Genomic DNA, 25,839 nt, shown 5'->3' on the forward strand with positions numbered 1-25,839 from the left:
CCCATCATGAGCCAAACGACTAAAATCGCCGTCGTCGGCGCCGGCTCCATCTCCGAGAGCCATCTGAAATCGTACGCCTCCAACCCGCAGGCGGAGCTGTACGCGATTTGCGACTTGAACGAGGAGCGCGCCCGCGCGAAAGCCGAGAAGTACAATATCCCGAACGTTTACACGGACTATAACGAAATGCTGAAAGACCCGGCCATCGAAGCGATCAGCATCTGCACGTGGAACAACAGCCACGCGCCGATCAGCATCGCCGCCTTGAACGCCGGCAAGCACGTGCTGTGCGAGAAGCCGCTTTGCAAGACGGTCGAGGAAGCGCTGGCCGTCCAAGAGGCGGTCCGCCGAAGCGGCAAAACGCTCCAAGTCGGCTTCGTCCGCCGGTACGCGTCGAACACGCGGATCGTCAAGGAATATATCGACAACGGCGATTTCGGCGAGCTTTATTACGCCAAGGCGACCTGCATCCGCCGGCTCGGCAATCCGGGCGGCTGGTTCTCCGACATCGAGCGCTCGGGCGGCGGCCCGCTCATCGACTTGGGCGTTCACGTCATCGACTTGTGCTGGTACTTGATGGGCCGTCCGAAGGTGAAAAGCGTCAGCGGCAATACGTACCGCAAGCTCGGCAACCGGTCGAACGTGAAAAACTTGAGCTATTACAAAGCGGCCGACTACAACGCGGAGCATAACGACGTGGAAGATTTGGCGAACGCGGTCATCCGCTTCGAGAACGGCGCTTCGCTGCTTGTCGACGTCAGCTTCACGCTGCATGCGAAGAAGGACGAAATTTCCGTCAAGCTGTTCGGAGAAAAGGGCGGCTTCGAGGTCGAGCCCGAGCTCGCGATCGTGACGGAGAAGTACGATACGATTCTGAACGTCACGCCGCAGGTCAACAACTTGTCGTTCGACTTCGTAAGCGGCTTCCAGGACGAGATCGATCATTTCATCGGCGTCTGCCGCGGCGAGCGCGAGACGCTCAGCCCGGTCGAGGACGGCGTCGAAATGATGAAAATTCTTTGCGGCATTTACGAATCCGCGGAGAAGGGCGTCGAAGTCCGCTTCTAAGAGGCCGTTGCCGAAGGCATCGGCGTATGGCTTGACCGTTCGAACGAAAAAGCTGCCCGTCCGCCGGGCAGCTTCTTCGTTCTTATTTCCTTTCCCCTCTCGTTTACCCCTTCAACGCCCCCACCATCACGCCTTTGACGAAATACTTTTGCACGAACGGGTAGACGCACAGGATCGGGATCGTCGCGACCATGATCGTCGCGTACTTGATCGTCTCTCCGACCTGGAACCGCTCGGCGGCGTCGGCGCCCTGCGCCATGCTGTCGGTCGAGTTGGCGATCAATATTTCGCGCAGCGTCAGCTGCAGCGGGTACAAGTCCCGGTTCTGGATGAACACGGAGGCGTAAAACCAGCCGTTCCATTTCTCCACCGCGTAATACAGCGTCATGACGGCCAGCACCGGCATCGACAGCGGCAGCACGATGCGGAACAATATCGTGAAATGGTGCGCCCCGTCCATTTTCGCCGACTCCTCCAAACTTTCCGGAATCGCCATGAACGCCGTCCGCATGATGATCAGGTTGAACGTATTGACGGAGAACGGGATGACGGTCGACCAGAGCGAATCGACGAGTCCGACGTTTTTCACGATCAAGTAAAGCGGGATCAAGCCCCCGTTGAAAAACATCGTCAGCACGATGACGAACAGGAACGGCTTGTTCCACAGCACGTTGCGGCGCGACAGCACGTACGCGGCCAAGGCGGTCATGAACAGGTTGACGGCGACGCCCGCAATCAGAATGAACAGCGTATTGCGGTAGCCGGTCAAGATGCCCGGATTGGCGAACACGCTCTTGTACGCCTCCAGGCTGAAGCCGAGCGGCCGGACGAGCAGCCCCTTATGGACGACGAGCCGGGCGGCGTCGCTTAACGAGGCGAACGCAACGTACAGCAGCGGATACAGCGTAACCGCGGCGAGCGCGAGCAGCGCGGCGTAGACGGCGACGTCGAACAGCCGATCGAATGCGGTTTGCCTGAGCTTCATCGGGCTCCCCCTTTCACCATAAGCTGTGTTCGTTCACTCTGCGGCTTATATAGTTGGCCGATACGAGCAGGAGCAGATTGATGACCGAGTTGAACAGGCCGACGGCCGCGCTGTAGCTCCAGCCGAATTCGAGCAGTCCCTTGCGGTACACGAATGACGAGACGACATCCGCCGTATCGTAAATGGCCGGATTGTACAGCAGAATGATTTTCTCGAAGCCGACGTTCAGCAAATTTCCCATCCGCAGGATGAACATGATCATGACGGTCGGCATGATGCCGGGAATCGTAATGCTCCACATTTGCTGCAGCCGGTTCGCCCCGTCGATCCGGGCCGCCTCGTACTGCTCCTGGTCGATCGTCATGAGCGCCGCGATGTAGATGATCGACTCCCATCCGACCCGCTGCCATATTTCCGACAGCACGTAGATGAAGCGGAACCATTCCGGCTTTTGCAGCATCGCTTGGCCGTCGTAGCCGAACGACGTCAGCATCCCGTTGACGATGCCCCCGCTGTTCGTAAATTCCTTGATCATGCCGCAGATGACGACGAGCGAGATGAAATACGGCATGTACGTGACGGTCTGGATGAACCGCTTGAACAGCCGGTGCCGAACTTCGTTGATGAGCAGCGCCAGCACGATCGGCGCCGGAAACTCGAACGCCAGCGTCAGCAGGCTGATGACGACCGTGTTTTTCAAAATGCGCCAAAAGTAGTAGCTTTCGAAAAAGTCGCGAAAATGGGCGAAGCCGACCCATTCGCTGCCGAGGATGCCTTTCATCGGGCTGTAGTCCTTGAAGGCGATCGTCGCTCCGTACATCGGCGCGTAGTGGAAGACGACGTAATAGACGAGCACCGGAACCATCATGACGTACAAATATTTATTGAGCGCAAAATCGCGGACGAGCCGCTTCTTGAAGCCCGTTCGGACCGCCGGAGACGCGTCGGCGGGCCGGGCCGGCGCACGTGTGGCCATCGGCCGCCCTCCTTTCCCTTGTCCGGCGGCGCATTACCGCTTATTGTACCGGTCGAGCGCGGACTTCTGGATGTCGATCGCCCGGTCGATCTTGAGCGACTTCATCTTGTCGACGTACTTCTCGAAGCTGTCGAGCGGCTCGGTGCCGAGCACGATTTTGAGCGTCATCTCGTCGACGAGCGTGTCGATGTCGGTCATGATTTTGGCGTATTCCGAGCTTTCCTCCGGCGTCGGCGTAATCGGAGGCAGCTGATGCTTGGCCATGTCCGTCTTCTGCCACACCTGAATCGCCTCGCGCTGCTCGGGCAGCGCCAAATATTGCTCGATGTACCGTTTGTCCTGCACGAACGGGCCGTTGTAATTGCTGCGGAAGTACATCGACATCGCTTGGGCGGGCGCAAGCTTATCCGGATTTTTCATGATGAGGTCGGTATATTTCGGATAGCCGTTCTCCATCTTGTAGCTGACGCCCTCCGTGCCGAAGTTGAAGAAGAGGTGCCCTTCCTCGCCGTAGCCGTAATCCAGCATCTTGGCCGCAAGCTCGGCGTTTTTGCTCGTGGCCGTTATCGCGACAAGCCCTTGCTGCGAGAACGGCTGCTCCCGCTGGCCGAACTTCGGCGTATCGCCCTTGTTCACGACCGGGTACGGGGCGGCGACGAGCTTCGCCTTCGGATCTTTCGCCGTGACGAGCGGCTGCCACTTCCCGATGCCGCCGCCGGCGTTGCCGACGGTCGCCCCCGTCGCTCCGGAGGCGATGTTCGCGTCCAGCGCCTTCGTATCGACCGTCGCGATGTTTTTGTCCAGCAGCCCCTCCGCGTACCAGCTTCGGAATAGCGCCAGGAAATCTTTGAAGCCTTTCTCCGCCGGACCGAACTTGATCTGTCCCCCGTCCAAATAAAAGCCGCGCGTGACGCCGAAGGCGCCTACGAACGCGCCCGAGCCGAATTCGTTGAATATTCTCGGCTTGCTCGTGACGGATATCGGCGCGGCCGCCCCCTTCTTCTCCTTGAACGCCCGCAGCATCGCCGTCCATTCGTCGATCGTCGTCGGCACCGGCAGGCCGAGCTCGTCGAGCCAATCTTTGCGGACGATCGGCCCTTGGTACACCATCAGCACGTCGTCGCCGCGTATGAACGGAAAGACGTAGTAGCTGCCGCTGTCCGTTTTGATCATCTTGTCGACATCGGGGTGCTCCTTCAAATACTTTTTCAAGTTCGGCGCGTGCTTGTCGATCAAATCGTTCAGCTTCAAGATGTAGCCGTCCTTGATCGCCTTCTCCGGCCCGCCCGGGAAGCCGACGAAGTTGTACTCGATCATGTCGGGCAAATTGCCGGAGGCGAGCATGACGTTCAGCGCCTCCTTCGCCTGATTGGTCGGAGCCGTCGTAAATTTGAGCGGAACGCCGGTACGCTTCTGCCATTCCTGGAAAAACGGCACCTCGCCGTGCGCCGCCTTGACACCGGTTAAGTTGCCCGGCAGCTCCGCCCAATACGTGAGCGTCTTGTCCGTCTGGATCGGATAGACGGTCGCGCTTCCGCCTTGGGGGGCGCTTGGCGCGGCCGCCCCGTCGGACGCGGGCTTTGTCCCGCCGGAGCAAGCGGCGATCGTGACGCCCAGCAGGCCGGTTGCGACCAGCGCGGCTGCCCGTGTGCTAGTCCGGATTCTCATGTCTTCGGAAGACCTCCTCATTCTGCCGGTCTCGGACCGGAGCGATTTCGAGACGAATCTCGCGCCTTCATCATAAGACACCGCTTACATGACGGAAATCGGCAATACCTCGAATCGGATCGCGAAAACGTACGCCAGCCATCTCGAAAATCGCCAATTCGATCTTCAATTTGTCGAGCTTTCCTTGTATAACCCCGGCGTGACGCCCTCGTACCGCTTGAAGACGCGGATGAACGCGTTCACGTCATGGAAGCCTACGCGCCTCGCCACGTCGGACACGCTGTTCCTTCCTTCGCGGATGAGCCGCTTCGCTTCGGTCAGACGAGCCCGGTTGATTCGCTCGAGCAGCCCTTCCCCCGTCTGATCCTTATACAGCTTGGAGACGTACGCCGGCTTCAGTCCGAAGTGAGCCCCGATCGTCGAGACGTTCAAGTCCGGATCGGCGAACCGCTCGTCGATAAAAACGGACACCTGCTCCGCCAGCTCGCGGATCGCCCGCTGCCGCGACTCCTCGATGTTCCGCTTCCGTTTCGCACCCGCCGCTTCGCAAAAGGCACGCAGCAGCTCGGTCATCTGCCGTCGCATCTCGGGAATCGTCTCGCACGACGCCAGCCGCTCGATCCGCTTCGCATCGTGCGGCGCCTCCTCCTCCGGCAGCGCGCCCGCCTCCCCCGCCGCCTTGACGAGCGTACCGACCAGGTCGAACAGAAGACAGCGGGCGAGCGGCAGCGGCATGACCGGAGACGCGAAGTTGCGCTCGATGATGTCGTCCAGCGTCCGGCGCGCTTTCGGAAAGTCGCCCGTCCTTACGTAATTGATGAGCTGCCGCTCGACCTCCAGCGGATAATCGTAGCCGCTCTCCCGCCCCTCGGTCATCCGGGCCCGCAAATCGCCGTACGACAATATTTCGTCCCGGCCCATGACGAGCTTGTATTCCATCGCGTCGAGCGCCTCCGCATAGGCCTGCGGAATGCCCGCGACGGTTCGGTGGACGCCGCCGATCGAGACGGACAGCCGTATCCGGTATTGCGACGATAGAAACTGCCGAATATCGTTCGCGATGGCGTACAGCTCCTCGTTCCGGCGGTCGCCTCCTTCCGGATGCAGACAGATCAGGCAGACGAGCGTCTCGTCGATCTCCGTCACATAGGCGCGATGAAGCCGGCCGGCGACCTCCTCCGTCACGTTCGTCACGATAAAGTGGATCAGCTTGAGCTTCTCGTTCCGGTCGTCTCCCGGTATCCACTCCGCCAGCGACTCGACGTCCTCGATATACAGCGCCATGACGCCGAATTCGTCGGAGTCGAACCGCATGCCGAAGGCGGCCAGCGATTCGTCGACGGGCGTCCGGCCGTCCAGCCTGCCCTTGAGCAGGCGCGCGATGAAGTGCGACCGGACGATGTCGCGCTGCTGCTTCATGCCGCTGCGCAGCCGGTCCATCTCCTCGTAAGCGCCGACGATCGCTTCCTGGATGACATGAAACTCGTTGTACGTCCCTTGCCGCCGCGACGACGATTTGGCGCCGAGCGACTGAACGAGGCGGCGAACGGGATTGTAGTTTTTGCGAAGAAAAAACGCGGTCAGCGCCAGCCCGCCGAGCACGCTGATCGCGATGCTCAGGTCGGTTACGCGGCGGACGAGCCGGACCTTTTCCCAAAAAATGCGGCTCGGCACGATCGAGACGTACTTGAGCTTCGAGCTGCCGGAGGTCACATATGAAATTTCGTAGCCTCGCTCCCCGTCGCTCCATAGGAAAGGACCTTCTTGGCCGTTCAGCCGGTCGACGAGGCCCGCCGGTAACGCCTCGTCCGAGCTCGAGACGAGCACCTCGTTGCGTTCGTTCAGGATGGCGACATGTCCTTTGCTGTACAGCTCCAGCTGCTGGACGGCGCCGAGGATGCGGCTTTGATCGATCATGACGACGTTGGCCCCGACGGGCTCTCCGCTATCGGACGAGTAGGCGGAGATGTAGGCTACCGTCGGCTTCATCGTCCCCTCCTCGGTAACCCGTATCGCCGGGATGTAGCCGGGCGACCGGCGGCCGTCGACCAGCGATTGCCATCGTTCGAAAGAAAGCGCTTCACTTCGATGAAGCAGCTCGTACCCGAACGCGTCGCTCCTATAGACGTTCGGGAGCATGACGAGACGGTCGCCGGCCAAATGAATGTAAAATAAGTCGATCTGGGAAAAGGACGTTTTGTAGAGGTTCAAATCTTGGGTGATTTGATGCAAGTCGTAGTAGAAGTCGTTGGGGTAGTATAAATATTTGTTGGAATAGAGCAGCTGTCTCACTTTGACGTTCCAGGTCAGCTCGAAGTTGAGCCGTTTCATCGTTTCGAATTGATTGTCCATCGCCTCGCGAAACTGGTTCATCAGCGCCTCGTTCGCCTGGTGCGTTTCGCGCTCCAGCATGCGGCTCGACAGCATGTAGACGAGCCCGCTCAAGCAGACGGGAAAGAGCAGGACGACCACGTAGGAAATCAGCCAGGTCACCCATACGCTTCCGTTTGTTCCGATCTTGAATCGCAGAACGAATCCCCCTTCCGCCCATAGGTTTACCGCTTTTATTGTAGCGGGTACGAAGGCCGTCTGTCCAAACGAGTTTTGCGATTGATAATAATTATCATTCTTGGCAACACTGTAGGCAACGGGCAAAAAGAAAGAGGGAAGTTGCCGCTCCCCTCTCGCCCTTGCGTCAAATTTTCGGTTCGAACGTCTTGCAGTCGGTTTCTTCGGAGTTGCGGGCGTGGTTGCCGCGGTGACTGACGACATAAATCGACGAGGCGCTGCACTTGTTGCCGTTCGCCCAATATTTGCACGAGTTCACTTCGCACAATACGTCTTTGGCCATGGCGCGATTCTCACCTCCCTTCCTCCTAAGGGTGGTGTACCGGCCTTCCTTTTATACGCTTCGCGGCGATTTTGCCCGCCCAAAGCCGAAAAACCGCCGTTCGCCTGCGGGCGAACGACGGTTCTTTTCGGTTCTCCTGATTCTCTACTATCCGGTTCGTTCTTCTTATTTCTTGGACGAAGCGTACCAGTCGTTGGCCGCTTTGATCATGTCGTTACCGCCGTCCGCTTTCCATTGAGCCAGGAACTTGTCGTAGTTTTCGAGCGGCTCGCCGCCGGTAATGAACTTGATGAACGTGTCTTCGGTCAGCTTGTTGAGCTTTTGCCCGTTTTTCGAAATCGCGTCGAGTGGCGGCGCGAACGTGAGCGCGTCGGAGACGAGATTTTCTTTCGCGTTTTCTTGGTACGTCTCGTAATACTTTTGCACGTGCTCGTTTTTGCGCACGCGAGCTTGCCAGTAGATCGGGTAGTTTTTCTCGTCGACACCCGTCAGGAAGTAGCTGCCGTTGTTCCATTTTTCGTTGAAGATCGGCAGGATCGGGTAGTACTTGCCGTCCTTGACGGTATGGTGAACGCCTTCTTGTCCGATGGCGATGCCTTTGAAAATGTCTTTGTCCAGCTTCAGGTCCATATATTTGACGGCTTCTTCTTTGTTCGGCGCCCATTTCGGAACCGCGATGTACCAGCCGATACCGCCGGTGCCGATCGCCGTGCGCTTGCCTTCCTTGTCCTGCAGGAACGGCAGAATGGCCATTTTGCCGTTAGGCGACGTTTTCGCGAGCGCTTCCACGACGGTTTGCGCGTTGGCCCAGTTCATTTTGAACATGGCCGCTTTGCCGCTCGTGAACTTCTCGATCAGCTTGTTCGATTGGTTAAGCGCCCATTCGGAGTCGATCAAGCCTTCCGTGTACAGCTTCTTCATATAAGTCAAATATTCTTTCGTCGCAGGGTCTTCGACGAGGTGAACGAGCTTGCCGCCGGATTCTTTCCACGGGGACGTAATCGTTCTCATGCCGAAAACGGTGCCGATTTCTTGGACGATCGGGTCTTTGCCGCCGGTCAACGGAATGACGTTTTTCTTGTCCTTCAACGTCTTCATCAACGTGTACAGCTCATCCAGGTTGTTAGGCGCTTTCAGGTTAAGCTCGTCGAGCCAGTCTTGGCGGACGACGAACGCCGAGTTGACGCCGATCCCCGATCCCGCTTCCGGAATGGCGTACGTTTTGCCGTTCAGCTTGACGCCGTTCCACGAGTTTTGGCTGATTACTTGCTTCATGTTCGTACCGTATTTCGCGATCAGGTCGTCGAGCGGCTCGAGGGCGCCGGCGGCAGCCAGCTTCTCGAATTGGCTTTTGCTCAGCTTCATGATGTCGTACGGCTCTTTGCCGTTCATGAGCAGGTTGAGCTTCTCGTCGGCGTTCTCGACCGGCAGGACGTCGTACTTCACGTCGTAGCCGGTTTTCTCTTTCATGTATTGCGCGACCGGGTCCTGATTCGGATCGTCCTTGATATATTGGTTCAACATACGCAGCTGCGGCTTCGGCTTGTTCGCTTCCGCCTGCTTGTTGTCTGGCGTTTTCGTATCGGGTGTGTTGCCCGACGTTTTCGTATCTCCGCCGCCTCCGCAAGCGGCGACCGATGCGGCCAACACCGCGATCGACATGGCGGACAATGTCTTTTTGAACATGGATGAACCTCCCTTTGGATGCTTGGATGCTTGAATGCTTGAAGTGTTCCTCTATTCCCTATTTCCGACAACCCCCTAGCCCCCATCGACCACCACCTTCAAAGAATTCGGGCTTCGCCGCGGGCGACCGGTCGTCACTCCTTGACCGAGCCCGTCAGCGTGCCTTTCACGAAATATTTTTGCAGGAAAGGGTACACGATAACGATGGGCAGCGTGCCGAGCATGATCGAGGCCGCCTGGATCGATTGCGGCGATACGTTCATGGCCGCGTCGATGTTATCCCGCAGGAACACGTCGCTCGACGTGACGAACAGCTCCTTCAAGTACAGCTGCATCGGCTTCAGCTCGGGCGTGTTGATATAGATCAAGGCGTGGAAGTAATCGTTCCAGAACTGAACGGCGTAAAACAACGTAATGGTAGCCAATACGGGAAGCGACAGCGGGATCGTGATGCCGAACAGGATGCGCAGGTTGCTCGCGCCGTCGATTTTCGCCGACTCCTCCAAGCTGTCGGGCAGCCCTTCGAAAAAGTTTTTGATGATCAGCATGTTGTAGACGTTGATCATCGCCGGCAGGAACAGCACCGGCAGCTTGTTCAGCAAATGCAGGTTCGACATAAGCAGGTAGATCGGAATCAATCCCCCGCTGAACAGCATCGTGAAGATGTACATCAGGATGAAAAACTTGCGTCCCCGAAGTCTCGATTTGGACAGCGGGTAAGCGGCCAGCGTCGTCATGAGCAGGGCGAGCAGCGAGCCGACGACCGTGACGATCAGCGAAATTTTCATCGAGTTGAGGAACATCGAGTCCTCGATGACGAACCGGTATGTCCCGAACTGGATATCGATCGGGATAATATTGACCATGCCGGAGACGACCGCTTCCTCGCTGCTGAGCGACTTCGCGATCAAGTTCAAGAACGGGAACAGCGTCGTCAGTCCCAAGCATGTAAAGAACAAATAGTTGAAAAAGGTAAAGGCCCGCTCCCCGAACGAGACGTGAATATGATTCGTGCGCCGTGCCGGCTTGCCGGACGATTGCGCAGCCGTTGAACTCATGGCGATTCCCCCCGATTGAATTTCTGTGTTGCCGAAAGCGCCAAGCTTACCAAATTCCGCGCTTCAAAAATTTGCTGCTCAAGGCGTTCCCGGTGACGATCAGGAAGAAGGCGATGACCGATTCGAACAAGCCGACTGCCGTAGAGAAGCTGTAATCTTGTTCGCCCAAGCCGATCCGGTACACGTAAGTGCCGATGACGTCGGCGACGTTGTACACGCTCGGGTTGTACATGACGAGAATTTGCTCCGTACCGGCTTCCAGGATGGAGCCGAGCCGGAGAATGAACATGAGCAGAATGACCGGTACCATGCCCGGAAGCGTAATGTACAGCGTCTGCTTCCATTTGCCGGCGCCGTCGATTTTGGCCGCCTCGTACAGCTGCGGATCGATGCTCGTCAATGCCGCCAAGTAAACGATCGTGCTCCAGCCGACTTCCTTCCAGCCTGCCGTCGCCACCAGCAAGGAACGGAACACGCTGTTGTCGAGGAAGAAGGCGATCGGTTGGCCGCCGAGCGCGACGATGAGTTTATTGACGAGCCCGCCGTTCGTCGAGAGCAGGTCGATGAACAAGCCGCTGACGATAACCCAAGACAGGAAGTGCGGCAGGTAGATGACGGTTTGGACCGTCCGTTTGAAAATCATGTTTTTCAGCTCGTTCATCAAAATCGCGACGATGATCGGAAGCGGAAACAGGAACAATATTTTGTACAAGGAAATGATAAGCGTGTTCTGGAACACGTCCATGAACGCGGGCGAGTTGAACAGCCGCTCGAAGTTTTTGAAGCCGACCCAAGGACTGGCGGCCATCCCTTCGAAAATATTGAAATCTTTGAATGCGATCAAAACGCCGTACATCGGCGTGTACTTGAACAACAGCAAGAAGGCGATACCGGGAATGAGCGCTACATACAAGTCCCAGTCTTTGCGAATGTCGCTCCATAGGCGACCCATATACGATTTCGATTTCGGTGCGGCTGCGGTGCGTGCGGTCGTTGCCGGCTCCATGCTCTGTAAATCCCCCTTCGAGTTTCGATCGCGACGCGTTTGCGGAAAAACGCCATACGTTGCGGCAATTGATTGGTATGGTCAGTTTAACAAACGGGGGGGCCTTTTGTACCGGACTACTTTTACGTGTTTTGGTACTTTCATAACCATTTGGGGAACGTTGTCCGTTTCGGGCGAATTCGGGGCGATTCGACGCGATCGGACAGAAGGAAAAGGGCGGAAAATCGGGACTTTGTCGAGGGTAAAAATAAAAAATCTATCCGCGGAGGGATAGATGTTCGAAACAACCGGACGTCGGTTCGACGATGCGGCGATCGGCTCACGGCTCGGACGCGATCAGCGGCGTCGCCATCGTCAGCCGGTACGTGCCGTCGACGGAGTCCCGGTGCAGCGCGGCTTGCAGGTTGACCCGCCCGTCGGCGACGCGCACGCCGTCGCGCAGCAGCGGGCTGGCGTACGAGACGATCTCGCTGCCCGCGTCCGCATACGTCTCGACGGCTTCGGCTTCGAACCGCTCGCGGACGTAGCTTTGCAGCGCCCGGGCGACGTCGGGCTCCAGCTTCCCGACGCTGCCCCGCACCGTCGCCGTCCATGCGGCGTCCACGCCGAGCTTGCGCAAGCGCGCCTCCGCCTCGCGCGTCCAAGCGCCGGCCCGCTCGGCGTCCGTTCCCGCGGGCGCGTCCCAGCGCACCGTCAAATGCGTCGCGCCGTCCGCCCAGCCGACGAGCGCCGCCTCGAGCTTGCCGCCCGCCGCGGCGTCCGTCTCGCCTGCGGCGACGTAGACGCGGTGGCCGTTCGCGTCGCGCGACGGCTCCGCCAGCGGCAAGCCGAACGCGGCCGCGACGGCGTCGCCGAGCCGGCCGAAGGCGGCGTCGCCGTTCGCCCGGCGATAGGCGCCGGCGTGCTGCAGCGTCACCGCGTAGGCGGCGGACGGGTACAGCCGCTCGGCCGCCTGTAGCAGCGTCGCCGCATCTCCGGCCGCGGACGCGGCGGCGGCGTTGGCGACGCTGCCCGGCTGGGCGGCCGCTCCCGAGTTGGCGGCCCAGCCGCCGAGCAGCAGCGCCCCGAGCAGCAGCGTTCCCCACATCCGGCTCCGACTTTGACTCCGACTCCGGCTTTGACGGCTCATCGTTCATTCCTCCCGAATCTATCAATCTAGTACAAGCCTGCCCGAATCTAGCGGGCTTTATACTCGGGAGCTCCGTTGGATTTTATCCAACCCAATTGCTTTTCGGGACGGCAATAGGGCGCTTCACTGGAAACGATCCAACAGTTCGGTGGCAGGGTCGAGCCCGACGTGCCTCCCGGGACCATATCGTTGGATGAAATCCAATGAGCGGCCTGTCCCGTCTCCTCCCCATCCATTTCTATTGGAAGATACCCCATGAACGGTCGGACGCCGAAAAGAAAAAGAGCCCGACCGCAGCCGGACTCCACATTTCCCTTCCCTATCTGGCGTTCCATGCACATGTTGAAGGATGCCTAGGTCCGCGACACCGCTCGGGAACGGCGGCGGACGATACCGCGGCACGAAGCTCGGCCCGTACCAGGGCCGCATAACCCGGCAGCGCCCGCAGCCGTCCGGGCTCTCGAGTCAAACCCTTCCGCAGTCCGCGAATTCCGGCCTCCGCAAGCGACCTCGCCCGCCGCGTTACGGCCGCACCTCGCCCGGCGTGACGCCCCAATATTTGCGGAACACGCGCGTGAAGTAGCTGCCGTCGTGGTAGCCGACCATGGCGGCCGCTTCGCCGATCTTCGCCCCGTCCAGCAATGCCGCCTTCGCCCGCTCCATCTTGCGCTCGATGACGTAGGCGGAGAACGACTTGCCCGTCTCCTGCTTGAACAGCCGGCTCAAATACGACGAGTTGACGAACAGCCGGTCGGCGACTTGATGGAGCGAAATTTCCTGATCCATCTCCTCCTCGACGATGCCGAGCAGCTGCTTGACGATTTGGTGGCTGACCGACATGCGCTCCTTTTTCACGTATGCGGCCGCCCGCCGGACGACGCGCAGCAGCATCGCGTGAATTTGCTCCTTGTTGCCGAGCGATTGCGGGTTCAGGAAGAACGCGAAGTCGTCCCCGGCCAGCTCCTTGAACGGCCACCCCTGCTTCTGCATGATCCGGATAAGCAGCGCGCCGAAAAACATGACGTTCTCCTGCACGTCGTCCATCGACTCCGCCCTCACGATCCCGCTCATCCCCCACAGCTGGTCGAGCGTCTCCTCCGCCTTCGCCTCGTCGCCCGTCTGGAGCGCGATCTCGAGCGACTTCTCCAGATTCGGATCGGTCGGCAGCACCGGCTTGTGTCCCGGCTCCTCGCGGAACGGGATGGCGATGTTGCCCCCGTAGACGATCCGGTTTTGCAGCGCGCGCACCGCTTGCCGGTACAGCTCCGGCACTTCGTCGCGGCTGCCCGTCGTCCGGCATATGCCGGCGCTCGCCGTCAGCTTCAGACACTCCTTGACGTTCGACAGCAGCCGGGTCACGTCCGTATTGATCTGCAGCATGACCGCATTCGCGTCCTTGTCCGGCGGCGCCTTGTAAATAAGCGCGGTCGCCCCTCCCGGATCGGAGCATACCCAGTAATCGGGCAGCACTTCCTTGGCGATGCTCCCGAGCGAAAATTGCAGCACCGGCAAATCGCGGGGCGTAAACCGCGTCTCCTCCTCCGGTACCGGGTCCATATCGACCGCGACGACGGCGTACCGCGCCTCCCGGTCGAGCTCGAGCTGCACGTCCTGGCTGCGGCGGGTCACCTCCCATTCCACGAACTTGCCGTTCAGCCAATGGATGAAAAAGTTGTTTTGCAAATTCGGCAGGTTGTGCCGCCAAATTTCCTGCAGCGCCTCCTGGCTGTGCTTGAGCTCCAGCTCTCGGCGCAGCTGCTCCGCCGCGTGCAAAACCGCCTCCATAATTTCCGTTTCGCCCGCCGGCTTCAGCAAATATTTCGACACGCCGAATTCGAGCGCTTTTTGCGCATACGTAAAATTGTCGTGCCCGCTCAAAATAATGATTTTCGTCATCAGCCGCTGCTCGTGCACTTTGCGCGCCACGGTCAAGCCGTCAGCGCCGGGAATCGAAATGTCGAGCAGCAGCAGCTCCGGCTTCTTCCGCTCGATCAAGTCGAGCGCGTCGAGCCCGTTATGGGCCATGCCGACTATTTCGATACCGTGCTGCTCCCATGGCATATTGTTCGCCAAGCTGTTGCACAAGCGGATTTCGTCTTCCACGATGAGCAAATTCATCTATTCCGCTCCTCTCCTATCCAAGCCGGCCCCTTCGGACAGCTCGAACGTCTCCTTGCACCGGTCGAGCGGCAGCAGAACCGTAACGGCCGTCCCTTCGCCTTCCGCGCTGTCCACCTTCATCGCCGACCGTTTGCCGTACACCATCCGAATGCGCGAAGCGACGTTGCGCAGCCCGTACAAATCTTTGGGCGCCTCCCAAGGCGGAAGCGACAAGCCGGGCTTGTCCGGACCGAAGATGAGCTCCAGCTCGCCGCGAATATAATCGAGCCGCTCCCGGCTCATGCCGACGCCGTTGTCCGTTACCGTCATCCGCAGGTAGCCTTCTTCGATCTGCGCGCGCACGACCAGCTCCCCGCCGCGCTCCCGCTGCTCCAAGCCGTGCAAAATCGCGTTTTCGACAAGCGGCTGCAGCAGCAGCTTCATGATCGGAATCGGCTTGCTCGCCTCCTCGATCTCGTAGCGGACCGAGAACTTGTCCAGAAAGCGCAGCTGCTGCACCCGGACGTAATAGTGGAGGTGCGACACCGTATCCTCCACCGTAAACGTATCGCTTCCCTTGTTCAGGCTAAGCCGGAAAAAGCGCGACAAATTCAGCACCATTTCGCTGATTTCGTCCGCCTCGTAGTTTTTCGCCGCCCAATAAATCGAATCGAGCGTATTGTACAAAAAGTGCGGGTTGATCTGCGTCTGCAAAAACTTCAGCTCGGTCAGCGCCAGCCGAAGCTGCTGCTCGTAGCCGTGCTCGATCAGCTGCTTCTGGTCGTAGATCATCTGGTTGAACGCCTGTGTCAAATAGCCGAACTCGTCCTGCCGGTCGTTCTCGATCCGCACGTTGAAGTTGCCTCCGCCCGCGCGCTTCATGCCCGACATGAGCCGCTGCACCGGTGACGCGATGCCGCTGTAGACCGCCCACGAAATCCAGAGCGCAAGAAGAACGCTGATCCCGATAATGATATACGTGTACAGCTGCATCTGCTCCGACTTCGCATATACTTCGTCCTTGGGCTGCATGAGCAATAGCGACCATTTGTAATATTTCGACTTCACTTCGACGGTAAACGTACCGTCGTCCGCCATCCGCCCCGCCAGCTTCTCCGCGCTCAGCTCGCCCGTCCCGGTAATCGGCTTCCGTTCGCTCGTCAGCAGGACGATCTGCGCGCTGTCGGAGGGCAGCAGCGAGCGGATGAGGCCGAGCAGGTTCGACTTGCTGAGCGTAACGACGAGCAAGTTCGGCTGCCGGTCCGGATTGCTCAAGTCCATCGCCCGCACGAGCGAGATGCCGTCCGCTCCGATGACGGAGCCGAACGTCTGCCCGTCCGGCGTAGGCTCGTCCGGGAGCGTATACACGATGCCGCTCCCGCCGAACCGGGCGAGCAGCCGCAGCCATTCATGCTGCCTCGGGTCGACGAGATGCTTGCTTCCGTTCGCCGTCGACACGACCATGTTGGAGCGGGAATGGAAAATCGACACCTGCGAAATCATGTGGTTGATCGACGTCATATTCGACAGCTGCTTCAGCACTTCCGTGAAGTTGACGATCGCCTGCGGCGTCAGCTGCGAGCCGTTCTGCTCCAAGTAGCGGAGCAGGTTGGCGTCGGTCGCGATCAGCGTCGAGATTTCCTCGACGTTTTGCAGCGTCAAATCGATATAGTCCATGGACGAGGTCAGCGCCGCCTTCGTCCGCTCGGTCGTCTGCTCGAGCAGCATGCGGCGCGACTGGAAGTTGGAGAACAGACTGACCGCCACAAGCGGCAGCAAAATAAACAAAAAGTAGACGGTCAGCCGCAGCTGGATGTTTTGATGGTACAGCCGGCTGAACCAGCGGATCGGGCGTATCGTCAAAACCCCCGTTTCTGATCAGGTGGAGTGTCGGCCGAAAGGCGCGCTTCAAGGGTTGGACGCACGATACCATTCGTTGACTTCCCGCGTAATTTCGTCTCCGCCTTCCCGCCTCCATCGTTCCGCATAGCGGTCGAATTCGTCCAGAGGCGATACGCCGAGGACGATTTTGATAAATTCGTCCTGAAGCGCCGACAGCTTCATCATATATTTGCCCATAGCCGGCGTCGGCAGTCCGGTGAATTTGTTCGGGATGAGATTGCTTTCGACGATGCGCACGTTTTCGTACAGGCGGAAATGCTCGCCGAGCGAATCGAGCCGCTGCTTCTCGAGCTCGGGCTCGACGACGTCGGCCAGCGACGTATAGATGCCCCGGTACTGGTGCTTGTTATGCTCCTCGAAGTTCGTTACCATTTTCCCGTTTTGCATCGACCATACCTGGTTTTCGAAGCCCAGCTTCAAGCTGCGGTGTCCTTCGCCCGCGATGAAGTTGAGCATGCGGATGACGTTGGCCGCATTCGGGCTGCCGACGGGCACGACCTCCATGCCGCGAATGAGCGAGGTGGCGTAGACGCCCTTTTCGCCTCTCGGCCCGGTCGGATAGTCGAGCGGAATCCATTCCGCCTTCGGGTCGCGCTGCTTGTTCAGCTCGATCGGCCCGCGCGTATCGTACCAGGCGGCGGAGAACAGCCCGACTTTGCCCGTGGCGATTTTCTCCTCGAGGTTTTTGTTCCGGTTCAGCGGAAACTCCGGGTCGATCAGCCGCTCCTCGTACAGCTTCCGCAAGAAGGCGAGCGCCTCCTTCGTCTCCGGCAAAATGTTCGAATAGACGAGCTGTCCGTCGCGTTCGAGCCATTGGTCGAGCTGCGTGCCGAACGCCCCGAAGAACGGCGCGCTTCTGCCGAGCCTCTCCGTCAGCAGCAGGCCGATCGTATCGTCCTTGCCGTTGCCGTCCGGATCGTTCCGGGCGAAGGCGCGGATCACTTCGTAATACTCGTCCAGCGTCTTCGGAGGCTTCAAGCCGAGCCGATCGAGCCAATCTTTGCGACCGTACATCAGCTGGATGCCCTTCGCTTCGTTCAGGCTCGGTATGGCGTAGATGCGGCCGTTGAACGTGACCTGATCCCACGCCTCCTTCGGAATTTTCTTCTTCAGCTCGGGACCGTACTGGTCGATCAAATCTTCGAGCGCCTCCAGCTTGCCCTGCCTCGCATAGTTGGCCACCCACACCTCGTCGACCGCATGCAGCATGTCCGGCACATTGCTGGACGTCATGATGATGTTCAGCTTCTCTTCGTAGCTCTCGACGGGCGGCAGCGTGACATGAATGTCCAAGTTCGTATGCTCTTCGATGTAATCGAGATACGGATTGTCGTTTTCGTTCAACCCCGGCGGAAACGTCGTCCCCAAGCTACTGGTTACGATGGATATTTTCTCCTTTTCCGCACGCTCCGCCCCGCCTTTGTCGTCTCCCGTCCCCATTACGGCCCATACGCCGGCCGCCGCCGCGACGATAACCGCCGTTGCGGCGTAGACGACGACTTTTCTCTTTCTCGGATTCCCCATTCGCGACTTCCTTTCCGTCCCCCGACGGGACGATGCCAGATAACGCGAGACCCCACTGCAACATTCCTTGTACGGCAAACGCTTACAGCGTCATATACCGATATTTTATCATCCCCGGGGCCAAAAAGAAACTTCTCCGCCCGGCCGGGGCGCACCGCCACGCGGTTTCCCGGACATCGGGCGGACGGTCCCCGGCCCGAGCGTGACGTATAACGATCTTTTCCCTTGCCCGGGATCGTCTTAGGCGTTACAATGGGCGCAATCGCAAGCACGAGGGAGAGGAGCGGATACCGATGGCCGACGACACGATCGTAAGCCGTATGCAGGATGAGGACGCCGCATACGTCCGCCATAAGCTGATCGAGTATAATAGCAAGCATGTGACGGGGGCGTACGAGCCGATCCAACTCGCGATCCGGGACGAGTCCGGCGATATCGTCGCGGGGCTCGTAGGGAAACGGTGCTGGAACTGGGTGGAAGTGGACATCCTATGGGTCGACGAGCGGTACCGTCGGCACGGCTACGGCTCCCGGCTTCTTGCCGAAGCCGAATCGCTGGCCGCGGCGAAAGGGGCGGACTTCGTCAAGCTGAATACGTTCGGCTTCCAAGCCCCCGATTTTTACCGGAAACACGGCTACGAGGTGCTGTGCGTCATCGAGGACGCGCCTCGGGGGAGCCGGCATTACTACTTGAAGAAGTCGATCAACCGTATCGACTGACGATCACAGCCTGCTATAATAAGGAAAAATCCGAGGTGATGTATCGTGGCCCATAAAAAAAGGAAGGCGCCCCCGGCGGCTTCTCCCGCCGCTTCTTCGGCCGATAAGCCGGCGACGCTGAAAGATTTGCTGAATCCCGACGTGCTCGCCAAGCTGAAGGCGACGGGCGACGAGCTGAAGGCGACGGAGGAGAAGCGCAAGGAGGACGCCCGCAAGCAGGCGGAGGAAGCGCGCAAAGCCGAGCAGAAGCGGCTCGAGAACGATTTCGGCCATCTGCTCGAGCAGAGCGGGATGGACTGGCGCAAGTTCAAGTAGGGGGCTGGAGGCGGACCCGCCTCCCCCGGCTACTTGCCTTCCGCCGTCCCTTCCGCGGCGGCATGCGCCTTTTCGCCGGCGTCCGCCGGGACGACACCGTCCTCGTTCACCCATTCGGCTCCGCCCGCCGTTTGGATATGGTACCATACTTCCCCGTCCTCGGCCGTCCAACGCTCGAACGACTTCACCGTCTGCGGCGAGAAGAACCCCTTCGCATGGTACACATCTCCTGTCTGCGGATAGTAATACGACTCCGTCTTTTCCGACAGCTTCACATCCTCCTCGATCCAGACGGCGCGTTCCCTCTGCCGAAGCAGCGCGCGTTCCATATCGACCCACGCCGTACCGTCCGCCGTCTTCACATGCACCCACGGGCCGGTCGCTTCGATCGCTTCATAGGTGCCGGGCGGAAGCTCCGCTCCGCCTACTCCATATCTCGGCTTCTCATGCACGTCCGTCGCTTCCGTCAGCCGGATCGGCCGCTTCAACGTCCGATACTGAATCCAAGCGTCGTCCCCGAGCGGAATCCACCGCTTCTCCCCGTTCCATTCGATCTCGTACCAGTGAGGCGACCCCATGTCGCGCCCTTCCCAAGCGCTCGCCGTCACATGCACCACGCCGGCCGGAATCGTCTCTCCGGGACCTTCGACGTGCGGGAGCGGATACGCCTTCGCCTCTCCGGTCAGCTTCAATGCATACGACTGCTCCTTCCGGTTCATCTTCTCCATCAAGGCCGGCTTGTAAATCCATTTATCCCCGAGCCACGTTTCGATTCGCAGCCACTCGCCGCTTAAGGCCGCAAACTGGCGGGCCGAACCGCTATCTTTCGGCTGAAACGATATCGTTCCGGTCACCTTCAGCTTTTGCGGAGCGATCCACGCTCCGACGGCGTCTCCCTCGACGGGCGTGTTATACAGCTCGACCGTGTTCAGCAAGTGGGCTTCCCCGCGTTCCTCGTCGTAGCCGCCGTATAGCACGCCCGCTCCGTCCTCGATCCATGCGGGGCCGAGCCACGTCTTCACCCGAATCCAGTCTCCCCGTTGGGGGAACTTCTCGGGCTTGCGTCCGTCCTCCTCCCAATCTCCCCAGTCGACGTCGACCTGCTGGATGCCCGACACGACGCCGAGCGGCTGTCCGGTCTTCTCGGGCGACGGGTAAAGCTCGGCCGAACGAACGACGACGACCGATTTCGATATCGTCGACCCGGCTTCGACCCGCTCCGCCCCCCACACGGGCACAAGCAGCGCGATCGCCGACAGCGCCGCAAGCAGCTTTCCTCTCATCCTTCTCCATCCGCGAAGCATCGTTGCGCCTCCCTCTCTCCTACCGATTTCCTGTAAATGGTTAGACGCTTCGACCGCCGGAACGGTTGCGCCGATCCGCTATTTTCGCCGCACCCTCCTCGGCCAACGCGAACGATCCGCGTACCGGCACATCGTCTCGTAAACGATTGCCCAACGCTTCTCGTCCAACGTGCCGATCGCCGCGTTCCGGTCGCCCCCGAGCGCGCGGCAAAGCACCTTCAGCTGCGGCGCCGTAAAGACGTCGCCGAGCGCTTCGAACAACGGGAGCCGCGGCTCCCTCAGCCCGTGCGCGGCCAGCGCCAAGAACCGTTCCGCGCCGCCGTCGGGAACGAGCGGACGCTTCCTGCGCGTCGCGCACAGGACGGCTGCATCGACGCGCGGCCGCGGCGCGAAGCTGTCGCGCGAAATCGTATGCGTCATCTTCAGGTCGTACCTCATGCGCCATCCCAACAAGCGCGGATCCGTCACCGGGTCGGCGGTGAACCGGTACGCCGCCCCCCGCTCGACGACGAACACGCCCCACTCGAACGAGGAAGCCGGCGTACCGAGCAGAAGATCGAACAGCCTCGTCGTAATGGCGAAAGGAATGTTCGCGACGACGCCGAACGGTTCTCGCGGAAGCCGCATATCGAGCGCGTTCCGCTCGACGATCCGTACGTTCGGCTTGTCGCCCAGCTTCGCCCGCAGCTTCTCCGCCATGGCCGGATCGTTCTCGACGGCCAGCACGCGCCATCCCCGCTCGGCCATCGGCACGGTCAGCGCCCCTTTCCCCGCGCCGATATCGAGAATCGGCCGATCGCCTTCGGCCCGCGATTGCGCGAGCGCGACGATGCGCCCGATCGCCGCCCCGTCGACCAGCAAATGCTGGCCGGAAAAATTAGTCGTTCCTTCGGCTCCGCGGCCATCCCGGAACGTACGTTTCTGTTTGGACATGCCAAATACACCCCGTTCATTCGATTCGTTGAATGAAAAAGGTGCAGCCCGAATACGACCCGGCTTTTGGAACGTAGCCGGGCGATCCAATCTGCACCCTCATTAGCGAATCCGGATGAACGCGATGTTGCACACGACGATTTGGAGCCTCCTAGTCCCGGGTCCATACGAAATAAGCGGCCCGAGATACGATCAGTATACCACCCTCGTCCCCGGGACCGCCCGGCCCAAAACCGCTTTAACCGTTTATTCCGGCGTTTAACCGTTCAACCCGCCGTCCGCTTTCTTCGCCGGTGTGTCGCGAACGTCCCGACGATTCCGGCGACGGCGAGCACGGCGCCGATCGCCGCAGCCGTCAACGGCACGAGAAGCCAGGACAGAAGCGGCGGATAACCGTACGGCGCACCCGAGCGACCGAACGCGATCGGCGTGGCGTAGCCCGCCAGCATCGTCCGATAAGCCGGCTCGGCATGCTCGCCGTAGCCGAACGTCTCCTCCGCGACGCGACCGTCCCGATCGACGAGCAGCAATCGCCAGCGAAGCCCTTCGACTCGGGTAACTTGCTCGGTCCGAACGCCGTCGACGCGCTGGACGACCGCGAACCGCTCCTCCCCCGTCTTGCGGTCCGTCAGCCGGACCAAGTGCGCATACCCGTGGTACCGGTTCGCGTCCGTGAATCCGTCCCGAATCTCGGCGGGAGCCGGATCGGAGTAGTTTTTGCCGTCGATTTCGATGGCGATCCGGTCCTTCGCGGCATCCTTCAGCGAGATCCGATGGCCGTAGAACGACGCATCGTTCCGGTCATACACCGGAGACAGCTCGTACCGGGCATACGCAGCCCGGTTTAAGCGCGTCTCTTCCCAATACGGAACGAGAAGCGGCACGGAGAGTATCAGCAGTCCGATCCCGACAACCGACGCGATCTTCCATCTCATGTCAGCATCCTCCTTCCCCACCCTCGAATCGGTACGATCAAGGGCCGGCCTACACGGCCCTAAGCTCGTTGGCGCTACTTCCTATCTTATCCGAATCGCCGGTCCGCCGAAAGCGCCGATCGAACCCGACTGCCCATGCGTCCCATACCAAACACCCCCTTCGGCCGGTCAAGCGGCCCAAGGGGGTGTCGTCCTACTTCAAGCTCGTTTTCGCGGCGCGCTCGAACGCCGTTTTGTACGTGTCCATCACTTTTTGCAGACCGAGCTTTTTCGCTTCGTCGACGTATTTGTCCCAGTCGCCCAAGCTTCTCTCGCCGAGAATGAACTTCGTGATCGCTTCCTCGCGATGCTTGTCGATCGCCTGGCCGGCCGTCGAGATCACTTCCTGCTCCTTCTCGTTAAAGCTGGCGCGCGGGCGGAACACGTCGTCGTACTTGCGCGCTTCGACGTAGGCGGCCTGCAGCTCCGGAGACGCTAGCGACAGATGCGCGTCGTAATCGATCCACGTATAGACCCCGTTCGTAGCGAGCCCCGTCTTTTTGCGCATATCGGAGATGTCCACGAATTTGTCCTTCATCAGCTGCTTCTTGCCGTTCGTCACCGTATACGTCTCGCCTTCCTTGCCCCAGCTGGCGATGTTGCGGCCTTCCTCCGAGTAGTAGAAATCGATGAATTTCATGACGCTTTTGATGTTCTTCGACTTGGACGAGACGGTCAGGCCCGACTCGACGAACTGCGTGTACGCGCTCAGCTGCTTGCCCCCCGGCAGGCCGGCCGGAGGAGCCAGGAACGCCATGTTGAACTGCGGGTTGTCTTTGCGCAGCGCCAAATTGAAAAAGTCGATCCGGCTGATGTAGTCGAACGTCACGAACGCGCGGTTCGTCGACATGATATCCTGCCATTGCTTCGTATCCATCGTCAGCCAATCGGGCGGAATGAGGCCTTCCTTGTAAAACTTGTTCAAATACTCGACGATTTTTTTATAATTGTCGCTCGTCGGGCCGTATTTCAGCTCGTTGCTCTCATAGTAATAGCCTTCGTGCGTCGAGAAGTTGGCCGACAGGTTGCGCATCATGCCGAGCTGGGCGCCGTTGCGGAAGGCGAGCGGGTAGCTGTTCGGATACAGCTCCTTCAGCTTCTTCAGCACCGCGTACAGGTCGTCATACGTCTTCGGCGGGGTCAAGCCGTGCTTCTTGAACACGTCGTCCCGGTACAGCCAGATCATCCGGTTCGTCTCGCCGAACCCTTCGTTCGGGAATTTGTACATGTTGCCGTCGGCCGCGATGGCGCCTTTGGCGATTTCCGGGTATCGATCGAGCCACTTCTTGAAATTCGGCATGTCGTTCAAATAATCGAGGATGTTCACGAGCGCGCCCTGCTGGCCGAACTTATTCGCCATCTGATCGGTCAGCATGAACATGATGTCCGGCATGTTCCCGGAGGCGACGGCCAAATTGATCGCTTCGTCCAGCTTGCCGGACGGCACCTGCATGTCGATCGTCACGCCGGTCTTCTCCTCGAACAGCTTCCAGATGAGCCAATCTTTGTTGTACGGCCAGCTCGGATGCGATTCGGTCAGCATCGAGAACGTTTGCTTGGCCGGAGCGCCCGAAGCGGACGGCGTCCCCCCGCCCGCCGCGCCCGTTTCGCCCGACGCATCCGGCTTGGACCCGGAGCAGCCCGCCGCGACGGCGAGCGACAGCACGACGGCCAGCATCGTCGACAACCCTTTTCTCATGTTCATCTCTCCTCTTGTTCATTATACCCCATCGAACTCCCTGTCGGTGTATCGTTAGCCCTTGACCGCCCCGATCATCGCTCCTTTGACGAAATGCTTCTGGAGCATCGGGTAGAGCAAGAGAATGGGTACCGTGGATACGATGATCGTCGCGAACTTGAGCGATTCCTCGACGATCAGATTGTCGCCTCCCACGCTCGTCACGTCGCCGGAATTGACTTGGCCGGCCAGCACGATATTGCGCAGAATGACCTGCAGCGGGAACAAATCCGGATCGCGCAAGTAGAGTAACGGGAAGTAAAAGTTGTTCCAGAGCGCGACCGCGTAGAACAGCCCGATGGTGGCGAACACCGCTTTGGATAACGGCGCCACGATGCGGAAGAAAATACCGATGTCCGTAAGCCCGTCGATTTTGCCCGACTCCTCGACCTCTACGGGGACGCCCGAGAAAAACGTCCGCATGATGAGCAGGTTCCACGTGCTCACCGCGCCGGGCAGCACCATCGCCCACACCGTATCCATCAGCCCCATCCCCTTCACGACGAGGAACGTCGGAATCATCCCGCCGCTGAAAAACATCGTGAACACGACCATGAGCGTAAAGCCCTTATGGAACAGCATCTCTTTCTTCGACAGCGCGTAAGCGCCGAGAGACGTGACGAGCAGCGCGATGACGGTGCCGAGCGATACGTAGACGATCGTGTTTGCGTAGCCGGTCGCGATGCGGGGGTCGTTCAGCACCAACTTGTACATGTCGAAGTTCAGCCCTTTCGGCCAAATCGACACTTCGCCTCGCATGACATAAATGTCTTGGCTGAGCGAGACGGCGAGCATGTGCAGAAACGGATACAGCGTCGCCGCGACGACGAGCAGCAAAATCGCGACGTTGACGACGGTAAACAAGCCGATTCGGGATTTCATGCGATTCGTCTCCTTTCTACCACAGGCTCGTCTCGCTCACCTTGCGGCTGATCGCGTTCGTGGCGAGAATGAAGATGAGACTGACGACGCCCGTGAACAGGTCGATGGCGGACGCGTAGCTGAAGTTGCCTTCCATCAAGCCGACCCGGTAGACGTAGGTGCTGATGATGTCGGCGGTTTCATAGGTGGCCGGATTGTACAGCAGGAACACCTTTTCGAAGCCGATCTCGAGCACTTTGCCGACGTTCAATATGAGCAGAATGACGATCGCCGGTGCGATGCCGGGTAACGTGACGTGGACGAGCTTTCTCCACCGGCCGGCGCCGTCGATCTCCGCCGCCTCGTACAGCATCGGATCGATCGCGGTCAGCGCCGCCAAATAAATGATCGTCTCCCAGCCGACATGCTGCCAAATTTCCGATGCCACGTAGATGGAACGGAACAGATCCGGCTTCACCATGAAGTTGATCGGCTCGAAGCCGAGCCATGCGATCAGCTGGTTGACCGCTCCCGTGCTCGGCGACAGGAACAGGACGACCATGCTCGCGACGACGACGTTCGAGATGAAGTGCGGCAAGTAGCTGACCGTCTGCACGAACCGTTTGAACACCGCGTTCTTCAGCTCGTTCAGCAGCAGCGCCAGAATAAGCGGCGCCGGGAATCCGAACAGCAGCTTGTAGAAGCCGAGCAGGATCGTATTGCGGAGCAGCTTGAAGAAGTCGGGGTTCTCGAAAAACATCCGGTAATATTTCAGTCCGACCCAGCTGCTCTCCCAGACGCCCTTGTACAGGTTGTAATTTTTGAACGAAATGACGATGCCGAACATCGGCAAATATTTGAAGAGCGCGAAGTAGACGAAGCAGGGCAAAAACATGAGCAGCAAGTATCGGCTTTTCCTCCACCTGCCGGCGAACCCGCGCTTCGGCATGCGCTTCGTCCCCGTCTCCGCCGCGATCGGCGGGATTGCGGTACTTGTCTGTGCCATTCGGCCGTCCCCCTATCCGGTTATCTCGTTGTGCCG

General features: G+C 59.6%; 21 protein-coding genes. 3 read left to right on the forward strand and 18 right to left on the reverse strand.

Annotated elements, in window-relative coordinates; all coding sequences use genetic code 11:
• The first annotated feature begins 6 nt into the window (after positions 1-6).
• Complete coding sequence (locus tag DLM86_RS28785) at positions 7-1,068, forward strand: Gfo/Idh/MocA family protein (protein ID WP_110843514.1); 1,062 nt, start codon at positions 7-9, stop codon at positions 1,066-1,068.
• A gap of 103 nt (positions 1,069-1,171) precedes the next feature.
• Here the strand turns inward: DLM86_RS28785 and DLM86_RS28790 are convergent, their stop codons facing one another.
• The 12 genes from DLM86_RS28790 to DLM86_RS28845 all read right to left on the reverse strand — a co-directional run bounded on the left by DLM86_RS28790 (position 1,172) and on the right by DLM86_RS28845 (position 17,953).
• Positions 1,172-2,053 carry a carbohydrate ABC transporter permease gene (locus tag DLM86_RS28790; RefSeq protein ID WP_110843515.1) on the reverse strand — a complete coding sequence of 294 codons (882 nt, stop codon included), beginning with the start codon at positions 2,051-2,053 and terminating at the stop codon, positions 1,172-1,174.
• A gap of 13 nt (positions 2,054-2,066) precedes the next feature.
• Positions 2,067-3,029, reverse strand: coding sequence for an ABC transporter permease (locus DLM86_RS28795; RefSeq protein ID WP_110843516.1), 963 nt, complete (start codon positions 3,027-3,029; stop codon positions 2,067-2,069).
• Between the two features lie 33 nt (positions 3,030-3,062).
• Positions 3,063-4,697: an extracellular solute-binding protein gene (locus tag DLM86_RS28800; protein WP_110843517.1), complete on the reverse strand. Its 1,635-nt coding sequence runs from the start codon at positions 4,695-4,697 to the stop codon at positions 3,063-3,065.
• Between the two features lie 165 nt (positions 4,698-4,862).
• Positions 4,863-7,190 carry a helix-turn-helix domain-containing protein gene (locus DLM86_RS28805; protein ID WP_158289709.1) on the reverse strand — a complete coding sequence of 776 codons (2,328 nt, stop codon included), beginning with the start codon at positions 7,188-7,190 and terminating at the stop codon, positions 4,863-4,865.
• 202 nt (positions 7,191-7,392) lie between these two features.
• Positions 7,393-7,548, reverse strand: coding sequence for a DUF1540 domain-containing protein (locus DLM86_RS28810; protein ID WP_110843519.1), 156 nt, complete (start codon positions 7,546-7,548; stop codon positions 7,393-7,395).
• Positions 7,549-7,713: 165 nt separating this feature from the next.
• Complete coding sequence (locus DLM86_RS28815) at positions 7,714-9,234, reverse strand: extracellular solute-binding protein (protein WP_110843520.1); 1,521 nt, start codon at positions 9,232-9,234, stop codon at positions 7,714-7,716.
• A gap of 134 nt (positions 9,235-9,368) precedes the next feature.
• A complete protein-coding gene (locus DLM86_RS28820) occupies positions 9,369-10,292 on the reverse strand; it encodes a carbohydrate ABC transporter permease (RefSeq protein WP_110843521.1) in 924 nt (307 codons plus the stop codon).
• Between the two features lie 46 nt (positions 10,293-10,338).
• On the reverse strand, positions 10,339-11,298 hold the full coding sequence (locus DLM86_RS28825) for an ABC transporter permease (protein ID WP_110843522.1): 960 nt from the start codon (positions 11,296-11,298) through the stop codon (positions 10,339-10,341).
• 319 nt (positions 11,299-11,617) lie between these two features.
• Positions 11,618-12,427 (reverse strand): YwmB family TATA-box binding protein, encoded by an 810-nt coding sequence (locus tag DLM86_RS28830; RefSeq protein ID WP_110843523.1) that lies wholly within the window; start codon positions 12,425-12,427, stop codon positions 11,618-11,620.
• A 522-nt stretch (positions 12,428-12,949) separates the two neighbouring features.
• On the reverse strand, positions 12,950-14,545 hold the full coding sequence (locus DLM86_RS28835) for a response regulator (protein WP_110843524.1): 1,596 nt from the start codon (positions 14,543-14,545) through the stop codon (positions 12,950-12,952).
• On the reverse strand, positions 14,546-16,390 hold the full coding sequence (locus DLM86_RS28840) for a cache domain-containing sensor histidine kinase (protein WP_245954987.1): 1,845 nt from the start codon (positions 16,388-16,390) through the stop codon (positions 14,546-14,548).
• Positions 16,391-16,435: 45 nt separating this feature from the next.
• Positions 16,436-17,953, reverse strand: a complete 1,518-nt coding sequence (locus DLM86_RS28845) for an extracellular solute-binding protein (RefSeq protein WP_110843525.1) — start codon at positions 17,951-17,953, stop codon at positions 16,436-16,438.
• Between the two features lie 293 nt (positions 17,954-18,246).
• Between DLM86_RS28845 and DLM86_RS28850 the strand changes: the two genes are divergently transcribed.
• Together DLM86_RS28850 and DLM86_RS28855 are read left to right on the forward strand one after the other, a co-directional pair.
• Positions 18,247-18,672 carry a GNAT family N-acetyltransferase gene (locus DLM86_RS28850; protein ID WP_110843526.1) on the forward strand — a complete coding sequence of 142 codons (426 nt, stop codon included), beginning with the start codon at positions 18,247-18,249 and terminating at the stop codon, positions 18,670-18,672.
• A 45-nt stretch (positions 18,673-18,717) separates the two neighbouring features.
• Positions 18,718-18,987, forward strand: coding sequence for a YqkE family protein (locus DLM86_RS28855; protein ID WP_110843527.1), 270 nt, complete (start codon positions 18,718-18,720; stop codon positions 18,985-18,987).
• A 29-nt stretch (positions 18,988-19,016) separates the two neighbouring features.
• Here the strand turns inward: DLM86_RS28855 and DLM86_RS28860 are convergent, their stop codons facing one another.
• The 6 genes from DLM86_RS28860 to DLM86_RS28885 all read right to left on the reverse strand — a co-directional run bounded on the left by DLM86_RS28860 (position 19,017) and on the right by DLM86_RS28885 (position 25,746).
• Positions 19,017-20,291 (reverse strand): hypothetical protein, encoded by a 1,275-nt coding sequence (locus DLM86_RS28860; RefSeq protein ID WP_110843528.1) that lies wholly within the window; start codon positions 20,289-20,291, stop codon positions 19,017-19,019.
• 78 nt (positions 20,292-20,369) lie between these two features.
• Complete coding sequence (locus DLM86_RS28865) at positions 20,370-21,224, reverse strand: ribosomal RNA small subunit methyltransferase A (RefSeq protein ID WP_110843529.1); 855 nt, start codon at positions 21,222-21,224, stop codon at positions 20,370-20,372.
• 266 nt (positions 21,225-21,490) lie between these two features.
• Positions 21,491-22,159 (reverse strand): hypothetical protein, encoded by a 669-nt coding sequence (locus DLM86_RS28870; RefSeq protein WP_110843530.1) that lies wholly within the window; start codon positions 22,157-22,159, stop codon positions 21,491-21,493.
• Positions 22,160-22,352: 193 nt separating this feature from the next.
• On the reverse strand, positions 22,353-23,897 hold the full coding sequence (locus tag DLM86_RS28875; protein WP_110843531.1) for an extracellular solute-binding protein: 1,545 nt from the start codon (positions 23,895-23,897) through the stop codon (positions 22,353-22,355).
• A 54-nt stretch (positions 23,898-23,951) separates the two neighbouring features.
• Entirely contained in the window at positions 23,952-24,818 is an 867-nt protein-coding gene (locus tag DLM86_RS28880) for a carbohydrate ABC transporter permease (RefSeq protein ID WP_110843532.1), read from the reverse strand.
• A gap of 16 nt (positions 24,819-24,834) precedes the next feature.
• A complete protein-coding gene (locus DLM86_RS28885; RefSeq protein WP_245954998.1) occupies positions 24,835-25,746 on the reverse strand; it encodes an ABC transporter permease in 912 nt (303 codons plus the stop codon).
• Positions 25,747-25,839: the final 93 nt, after the last annotated feature.

It is taken from the genome of Paenibacillus flagellatus (assembly GCF_003217775.1).
Classification (GTDB): Bacteria; Bacillota; Bacilli; order Paenibacillales; family NBRC-103111; genus Paenibacillus_AB; species Paenibacillus_AB flagellatus.

Bases quoted from the DNA above. Each gene is read 5' to 3' on its own strand.
- DLM86_RS28865 (WP_110843529.1), bottom strand. From the start codon at position 21,224: ATGTCCAAACAGAAACGTACGTTCCGGGATGGCCGCGGAGCCGAAGGA.
- DLM86_RS28810 (WP_110843519.1), bottom strand. From the start codon at position 7,548: ATGGCCAAAGACGTATTGTGCGAAGTGAACTCGTGCAAATATTGGGCG.
- DLM86_RS28835 (WP_110843524.1), bottom strand. From the start codon at position 14,545: ATGAATTTGCTCATCGTGGAAGACGAAATCCGCTTGTGCAACAGCTTG.
- DLM86_RS28860 (WP_110843528.1), bottom strand. From the start codon at position 20,291: ATGCTTCGCGGATGGAGAAGGATGAGAGGAAAGCTGCTTGCGGCGCTG.
- DLM86_RS28845 (WP_110843525.1), bottom strand. From the start codon at position 17,953: ATGGGGAATCCGAGAAAGAGAAAAGTCGTCGTCTACGCCGCAACGGCG.
- DLM86_RS28820 (WP_110843521.1), bottom strand. From the start codon at position 10,292: ATGAGTTCAACGGCTGCGCAATCGTCCGGCAAGCCGGCACGGCGCACG.
- DLM86_RS28830 (WP_110843523.1), bottom strand. From the start codon at position 12,427: ATGAGCCGTCAAAGCCGGAGTCGGAGTCAAAGTCGGAGCCGGATGTGG.
- DLM86_RS28850 (WP_110843526.1), top strand. From the start codon at position 18,247: ATGGCCGACGACACGATCGTAAGCCGTATGCAGGATGAGGACGCCGCA.
- DLM86_RS28815 (WP_110843520.1), bottom strand. From the start codon at position 9,234: ATGTTCAAAAAGACATTGTCCGCCATGTCGATCGCGGTGTTGGCCGCA.
- DLM86_RS28880 (WP_110843532.1), bottom strand. From the start codon at position 24,818: ATGAAATCCCGAATCGGCTTGTTTACCGTCGTCAACGTCGCGATTTTG.
- DLM86_RS28825 (WP_110843522.1), bottom strand. From the start codon at position 11,298: ATGGAGCCGGCAACGACCGCACGCACCGCAGCCGCACCGAAATCGAAA.
- DLM86_RS28795 (WP_110843516.1), bottom strand. From the start codon at position 3,029: ATGGCCACACGTGCGCCGGCCCGGCCCGCCGACGCGTCTCCGGCGGTC.
- DLM86_RS28785 (WP_110843514.1), top strand. From the start codon at position 7: ATGAGCCAAACGACTAAAATCGCCGTCGTCGGCGCCGGCTCCATCTCC.
- DLM86_RS28870 (WP_110843530.1), bottom strand. From the start codon at position 22,159: ATGAGATGGAAGATCGCGTCGGTTGTCGGGATCGGACTGCTGATACTC.
- DLM86_RS28885 (WP_245954998.1), bottom strand. From the start codon at position 25,746: ATGCCGAAGCGCGGGTTCGCCGGCAGGTGGAGGAAAAGCCGATACTTG.
- DLM86_RS28800 (WP_110843517.1), bottom strand. From the start codon at position 4,697: ATGAGAATCCGGACTAGCACACGGGCAGCCGCGCTGGTCGCAACCGGC.
- DLM86_RS28790 (WP_110843515.1), bottom strand. From the start codon at position 2,053: ATGAAGCTCAGGCAAACCGCATTCGATCGGCTGTTCGACGTCGCCGTC.
- DLM86_RS28875 (WP_110843531.1), bottom strand. From the start codon at position 23,897: ATGAGAAAAGGGTTGTCGACGATGCTGGCCGTCGTGCTGTCGCTCGCC.